General features: G+C 38.7%; 9 protein-coding genes. 8 read left to right on the forward strand and 1 reads right to left on the reverse strand.

The features are described from left to right. Positions 1-212 precede the first annotated feature (212 nt). The 8 genes from ndk (at position 213) to QZ289_RS07160 (ending at position 5037) form a co-directional block, all read left to right on the forward strand. A complete protein-coding gene (ndk, locus tag QZ289_RS07125) occupies positions 213-626 on the forward strand; it encodes a nucleoside-diphosphate kinase (protein ID WP_295700959.1) in 414 nt (137 codons plus the stop codon). Next, entirely contained in the window at positions 627-1016 is a 390-nt protein-coding gene (locus tag QZ289_RS07130; protein ID WP_295700962.1) for a hypothetical protein, read from the forward strand. It abuts the gene before it with no gap. Positions 1017-1018: 2 nt separating this feature from the next. Next, a complete protein-coding gene (gene rpmF / locus QZ289_RS07135; protein ID WP_295700964.1) occupies positions 1019-1168 on the forward strand; it encodes a 50S ribosomal protein L32 in 150 nt (49 codons plus the stop codon). Positions 1169-1190: 22 nt separating this feature from the next. Further along, complete coding sequence (gene plsX, locus QZ289_RS07140) at positions 1191-2189, forward strand: phosphate acyltransferase PlsX (protein ID WP_295700967.1); 999 nt, start codon at positions 1191-1193, stop codon at positions 2187-2189. Between the two features lie 8 nt (positions 2190-2197). After that, positions 2198-3181, forward strand: a complete 984-nt coding sequence (locus tag QZ289_RS07145) for a beta-ketoacyl-ACP synthase III (RefSeq protein WP_295700970.1) — start codon at positions 2198-2200, stop codon at positions 3179-3181. 202 nt (positions 3182-3383) lie between these two features. After that, the gene (gene flgH, locus QZ289_RS07150; RefSeq protein WP_295700973.1) at positions 3384-4109 is read left to right on the forward strand and encodes a flagellar basal body L-ring protein FlgH; all 726 of its coding nucleotides are present in this window, start codon (positions 3384-3386) and stop codon (positions 4107-4109) included. Positions 4110-4118: 9 nt separating this feature from the next. Beyond that, positions 4119-4820: a pseudaminic acid cytidylyltransferase gene (pseF, locus tag QZ289_RS07155; RefSeq protein ID WP_295700974.1), complete on the forward strand. Its 702-nt coding sequence runs from the start codon at positions 4119-4121 to the stop codon at positions 4818-4820. Positions 4821-4878: 58 nt separating this feature from the next. Then, the gene (locus tag QZ289_RS07160; RefSeq protein WP_295700977.1) at positions 4879-5037 is read left to right on the forward strand and encodes a hypothetical protein; all 159 of its coding nucleotides are present in this window, start codon (positions 4879-4881) and stop codon (positions 5035-5037) included. Positions 5038-5083: 46 nt separating this feature from the next. Here QZ289_RS07160 and QZ289_RS07165 read toward each other — a convergent pair whose 3' ends face one another. Then, positions 5084-5806, reverse strand: coding sequence for a hypothetical protein (locus QZ289_RS07165; protein WP_295700980.1), 723 nt, complete (start codon positions 5804-5806; stop codon positions 5084-5086). Positions 5807-6568: the final 762 nt, after the last annotated feature.

A 6568-nucleotide genomic window follows, 5' to 3' on the forward strand; every position in this document is an offset into this window, starting at 1 on the left:
GGGCAAATAGAGTGAGATTCAAATTTATGCTTCAATTGTCGCGCTTATGGGTGAATTTTTTTAAGTGCAATGTTATATTTTGATATTTTTGTATCTTTTTACTTGTTATTTTTAAGAATGAAAATTTGAACGTCATTGTTTATCTTAAGGTTTTTTTGCTAGAATCTAGGACTTTATTTTGTAGCATTGCAATTAATACATAAGGAAGCATAATGGAACAAACTCTTTCAATTATAAAGCCTGATGCTGTCAAAAACGGCGTGATTGGCAAAATCATTGACCGATTTGAAAGCAATAATCTACGTATTGCCGCGGCAAAAAAACTGCAGCTTTCCCGCACTGACGCGGAAAGCTTCTATGCGATTCATAAAGATAGACCTTTTTTTAAAGATCTGGTGGATTTTATGATAAGCGGACCAGTGGTTGTTATGGTGCTTGAGGGCAATAATGCTGTGGCAAAAAATCGTGAGCTTATGGGTGCAACTAATCCTAAAGAAGCTGCCAAAGGCACGATTAGAGCAGATTTTGCACAAAGCATTGATGCAAATGCAGTGCATGGAAGCGATAGCCTAGAAAATGCTAAAAATGAAATCGCTTTCTTTTTTAGCACAAGGGAGATTTGCTAATTGAAAATTGCAATGAGGAAAATCTCTCATTCACCTAAAGACATTGCCCTTACTATTGACAATGAGGGCGAGACAATCACAGAGCATATCACGCTAGAGGGGCAAATCAAGCGGATAGATTCTCAAATGCTCTCCCTAGAGGGTAAAATCCGCGGACAAATCGAGCTTATATGCGATGTGAGTGGTGAGCTATACATACAGGAGCTGGATTATCCTTTGGCTTTGTATATTGCAGATGGTATCTGGAATATACAAAGCCAAAGTAAAAGGCTTGATAGCTTTGAGGTTATTGAGTTTTTCGATGGCTTTGTTGATTTAACTTATATTTTGGCAAGTGAGATTGAATCTATACGAAGCGATTATCACACCAAAGAAGAATACGAGGAGTAATTATGGCAGTTCCTAAAAGACGCGTGAGTAAAACACGAGCAGCAAAAAGACGCACACATTACAAAGTGGCTCTAGCAAAACCTATCAAAGACAAAGATGGTAGCTGGAAAATGCCCCATCATATTAGCAAATTTACAGGCAATTACAAATAATCCTATTGCTTAAGGAGTGTCTATGGTAAAAGTAGCCATTGATGTTATGGGTGCGGACAATGGTGTAACGCCCATAGTTGAGGGTATTATGCAGGCATTAAAAACACGAGATTTTAATGCGGTGATTGTTGGCGATGAAGCACAAATTACTCCACTTATCCCCTCCAGCCTTAAAAATCGCGTAGAGATAGTGCATTGCACAGATTATATTCGTATGGAAGAATCCGCCTCAAGCGCAACAAAACGCACAGAATCTTCGATTTTCAAAGCTATAGAATTATTAAGAAATGGTGATGTGAGTGCGCTTGTCTCACCTGGGCATAGTGGAGCGACTATGAGTCTTGCCACGCTTAAAATTGGACGTATCAAAGGTATATCTCGCCCTGCGATATGCACGATTATGCCAAATATCACAGACACACCAAGTGTGATACTTGATGCAGGGGCAAATACAGATTGTAAAAGTGAATATTTAGAGGATTTTGCAATTATGGGTTATGAATATGCAAAAAATGTCATAGGGCTTAAAGAGCCTCGTGTAGGGCTTTTAAGCAATGGAGAAGAAGACAATAAGGGTAATGAGCTCACAAAAGCTGCTTTTAAGCTCCTTAAACCCTATAGCTTTTTTAAAGGCAATGTAGAGGGGAGAGATATTTTTAATGGTAGCATTGATGTGATTGTGTGCGATGGATTCAGTGGGAATCTCGTGCTAAAAGCAAGTGAGGGTGTAGCATCAGCCATTAGCGTGGTGTTAAAAAAAGAGATTAAATCTTGTATTTGCTCGATATTTGGGGCATTCTTTTTGCGTGGTGTATTTAGACGATTAAAGAAAAAAATGGATCATAGCGAATATGGTGGTGCACCCTTACTTGGAGTACAAAAAGTGGTGATTATTAGCCACGGCAGTTCCAATGCGCGTGCGATTGAATGCGCTATCTATCAAGCTCTGCACGCTATAGAATCCGATATTTGTGCTAAACTTGCTCAAGCTTTTGCCTCTATTAAAACAATTCAAGAATAAGGCTTAATATGTATGCCTCACTTAAATCTATCGCCTCATATATCCCACCTACTTGCATAAGTAATACTGATTTTGAAAAAGTGCTTGAAACAAGCGATGAGTGGATTACCAAGCGCACAGGCATTAAAACGCGCTATTTTGCCCAAAGTCATCAGCAAACAAGTGATTTAGCTTATGAAGCGGGGAAACTTGCAATGGAGCGCGCTAATGTCAAGCCCCAAGATATTGATGCGGTGATTGTGGCGACTTTAAGCCCTGATTATCTCACTATGCCTAACACAGCATGTATCACTGCTTTTAAACTCGGTATTGAAAACAAACCTGCTTTTGATATTAGCGCGGCGTGCAGTGGGTTTATCTACCTGCTATGCTTGGCTAAATCATTTATAGAATCTGGCACATTTAGGCAGATTCTTATTATCGGGGCGGAAAAACTAAGCTCGGTGCTGGATTTTAGTGATAGAAGCACTTGCGTGCTTTTTGGCGATGGGGCAGGGGCTTGTGTGATAGGTAGCACAGAGGATAAAAACGCGGCAATCCTTGATGTGCATTTGGGCGCAAATGGCAGGTATCAAGACTTTCTTTGCACTCCACGCACACACACATCTTTTGGGCAGGAAATAGAGATAGCGCGCTCCTGTGTGCAAATGAAAGGTAATGAGATATTTAAGCTCGCTGTAAAAACGCTTGTGGCTGATGTAGATGAGATTCTTAAAGCTAATGCTTTGCAGCCACAAGATGTGTCATTCTTTATCCCTCACCAAGCAAATTTGCGTATTATCAACGCTGTGGGGGAAAATCTCAATTTTAGTAAAGAGCAGATTATCATCAGTGTGCAAAAATATGGCAATACCTCTGCAGCTTCTATTCCTATGGCAATGAATGATCTTTATATGCAAAAGCAGCTTAAATATGGGGATTTAATGTTGCTTGATGCCTTTGGCGGTGGGCTCACTTGGGGTTCTGCTCTTGTGTATTTTGGCGGGAAGTAGCGTTTGCTTTCTGTGTAAGATTCTGTATTACCACACACAAGCCTTAAGGTTGCTACTTGGTCTTACAAAAGATGCGTGATGTATTTATGAAATTTATTCTAGTAATATAAATATTTTTTGTGTTTTATTTGCATATTTAAAGTTATTTTGATGGAATGCCCTTTGCTTTAAACATTTTAAAGCTTATCATTAAGGATATATAATGCGCGCACAAGGGATTTACGCATTAAGTGTGTTTATTTTGTTTATCGTTTTTGCCAATCAAGGCTTTAGCTTTGAAGCGAGTATTGACTTTAATGCACCCGATTGGGTAGAGGAGCGGGAATCTGCGGATAATGACATACCCGAATTGCCACGAGCAGGAAGTTTGTTTGGCGGTGGGGATAAACCGCTATTTGCTGATAGACGTGCGATGAAGCCAGATGACTTAATTACAATTGTTATTAACGAAAGTGCTAATGCGAATTTCAACAGCACGAAAAACTATAATGGTGCAAGTGGTGGGAATGTAACGCCCCCATCGATTGAATACACAGGTAATGATGAGGAGCATAAGCAGCTTGTGCAAGAGCTAAACGACCAAGCCGCCTATAATTTGACAAAGGCAAACAATACTTCAAATTTTCAAGGTGGCGGTTCGCAAAATCGCAGCGAAGCTCTCAATGCTACTATTACAGCGCGTATTGTCAAGGTGCTAGATAATAATACCTACTTCATACACGGCAGACGTGAGGTGCTTGTCGATGGGGAAAAGCAGATTCTAGAAGTTAGCGGCGTGGTGCGTTCATTTGATATCAATAAAGACAATGTCGTGCAAAGTAAGCATATCGCAAATGCCAAAATCGCTTATACTGCACTTGGTCCTATTAGCGATACCAATCGCAAAAAGCCAATGAGTGATGGGATAGAATCGCTCTATCCGTTCTAATCGCGCACAATGAGAAAAATCGCCCTTATCCCAGCACGAAGTGGGAGCAAGAGAATCCCGCATAAAAATATCAAGCTCTTTTGTGGCAAGCCTATCATTGCCTATCCTATCCAAACTGCTTTAGAATCTAGCATTTTTGATGAAGTAATCGTTAGTACAGATTCTCAAGCAATCGCGCAAATCGCTCAAGAATATGGTGCAAAAGTGCCTTTTATGCGTCCAAAGGAATTAAGCGATGATTTTACCCCCACATCTTCAGTTGCTGCCCACGCCATTCGAATGCTTCATCTTAAAAGTGATGATATGCTTTGTGTGATTTACCCTACCGCACCGCTTTTGCAGATAGATACGCTTAAAGAAGGCTTAGAATCCTTGCTTAAAGATAACTCAAAACAATTTAGCTTTTGTGCTGTAATGTATGAGTATAATCCTATGAGGAGCTTTTACATCCGTGATGATGGTATAGAAATGCTTTTTCCCGCGCAATATCTCATACGTTCGCAAGATTTAGAGCCACTTTTTCACGATGCAGGGCAGTTTTATTGGGGGAGGGCAAGCGCGTGGATAGAGAATCTACCTATTTTTGCCCCGCATTCACACGCCATAGTAGTCTCTCCCTATCAAGCTCAAGATATTGATGTTCTAGCAGATTGGGAACTTGCAGAAATGAAATATAAGATAGCTTATGATAAGCTTGAACAGGATAAATGATTTAACCATTCAAAGCACTATAAAGCGAGGATTTATGTCTTAGCACACGAACCTTACAATGATGGAAGACAGCCAAGCAGAGCCTTTTGCTATTATTGAGGCGGGATTTAAAATGAGGGAGAGAATCTACACGCAAGAGATGTATAATGAAGACATTCAAGCATTGAGTAAGACTATCGATCCAAATTTGCTCAATACCCCTAAAAGAAAGGATTGAGCTGTATTTAGCGCCAAAAAGAGTAATGGCTTAACAAAAATTTATTTTATTTGTCAAAGCCCTTAATACCTACTTCAAGCATAATAATCATATCTCGAGAATGTGGATAAGACATATTATTGATAGTATTTGTGGCATTTGTGCGCTGATATTTACCTATGAGATTTATATAATACAAGGTATTATCATTGATATGGCGGGAAAAGCCTATATGGGCTTGAAATGACTCGTTGTTCTTGCCTTGCACCTTAAATCTAGTATCATTGAGGATATAGTTTGCAGAACCTATCCATCCATATCCTATGCCATAATCAAAATATGTGAGTCGACTTAAGGGAATGTAGCCATCAGCTTCCAAGCCTAAGAGAATAAAATCCCTACTCAAGTCGCTTCCTTCCTTGATTTTGCCATTATACGTACTGTCTTCTACAAAAACATTGATAAAAAGCGGAGTAGAAGCACTAGCTATATTTAATCCCAGCTTAGCATAAAAATCAAATATAAACACACCATTGCTAGGGGATTGTGATGAGCCTTCACCAATACGTCCGCCTAAAGCCGTTTGGAATCGATGCTTATATACCCCTCTATGTTCAAGCGAGAGATATCCCACATAGCTTTTAACATCATGCGCACTAAGCCCATAGTGTCCTCCACCAATGCCAATATGCCCATAATCGCATTTATCTTTTTCGCATTGTTGAGCATATACAAAACTAAGGGAAAATACACTCACACAAAGCATTTTGTAAATAGTTTTAGATAACATAAATACCCTCCTTTATACCCGAGGAGTGTTCCTTGGGATTGAATGTGATAAGATTATTTCCACCAGCCGTTATTGCGACTAATGTCATATATCAACTTGGTTCCAGAAATAACTACACTTGCAGCACCCCAAAACTCACTTTGAGTTTCTTTCATTTCTTCACTACTGAGTGGCTTGGCATTTACCTCTTGACTACCAAAAAGCAAAGCCTTATCTGCTTCGCTTAATGTTTGCTCCTGAGGTTGTACAGCTACAAGGGAACTTGCCCCAAAACTAAAAACTTAAAGCCAAAGAAACTAAATATTTGCGCATAGCAAACCTCCAAAAAAAGAATTTTTGTTATATTATTGATATACGCAATAATATAACGAACCCATCATATTAAATTTTTTTTGAAATTACTTATAGTTTTGTAGTATATATTTAGTAATAGTGATTATTAAGTAATATTCCTATCGAATCTAAACAATTAAAGATAATGTGTTATTGCAAATATAATAAGCAATTGAGGCTAAAACTCCATATATTAGGTGTTTGCAACATATTTGCCTTGTACAATATTTTAGTAAAAGAGATATGAGTAGAGGTAATTTCAACAAGATTTTGCAAGTATATAAACTCTCGTGTAATTTTCTTTTTTATACAAGTAAGGATATACTTTGCTTATGAGGGAATACTATAGCTTTAAACCAAGCAAGGGAAAATAAATGCAATATATAAGCAATAAGCCACATATTATGATTATAGCTACGGGTGGGACAA

The sequence above is a fragment of the uncultured Helicobacter sp. genome (genome assembly GCF_910577135.1).
In the GTDB taxonomy this organism is placed as follows: domain Bacteria; phylum Campylobacterota; class Campylobacteria; order Campylobacterales; family Helicobacteraceae; genus Helicobacter_C; species Helicobacter_C mastomyrinus.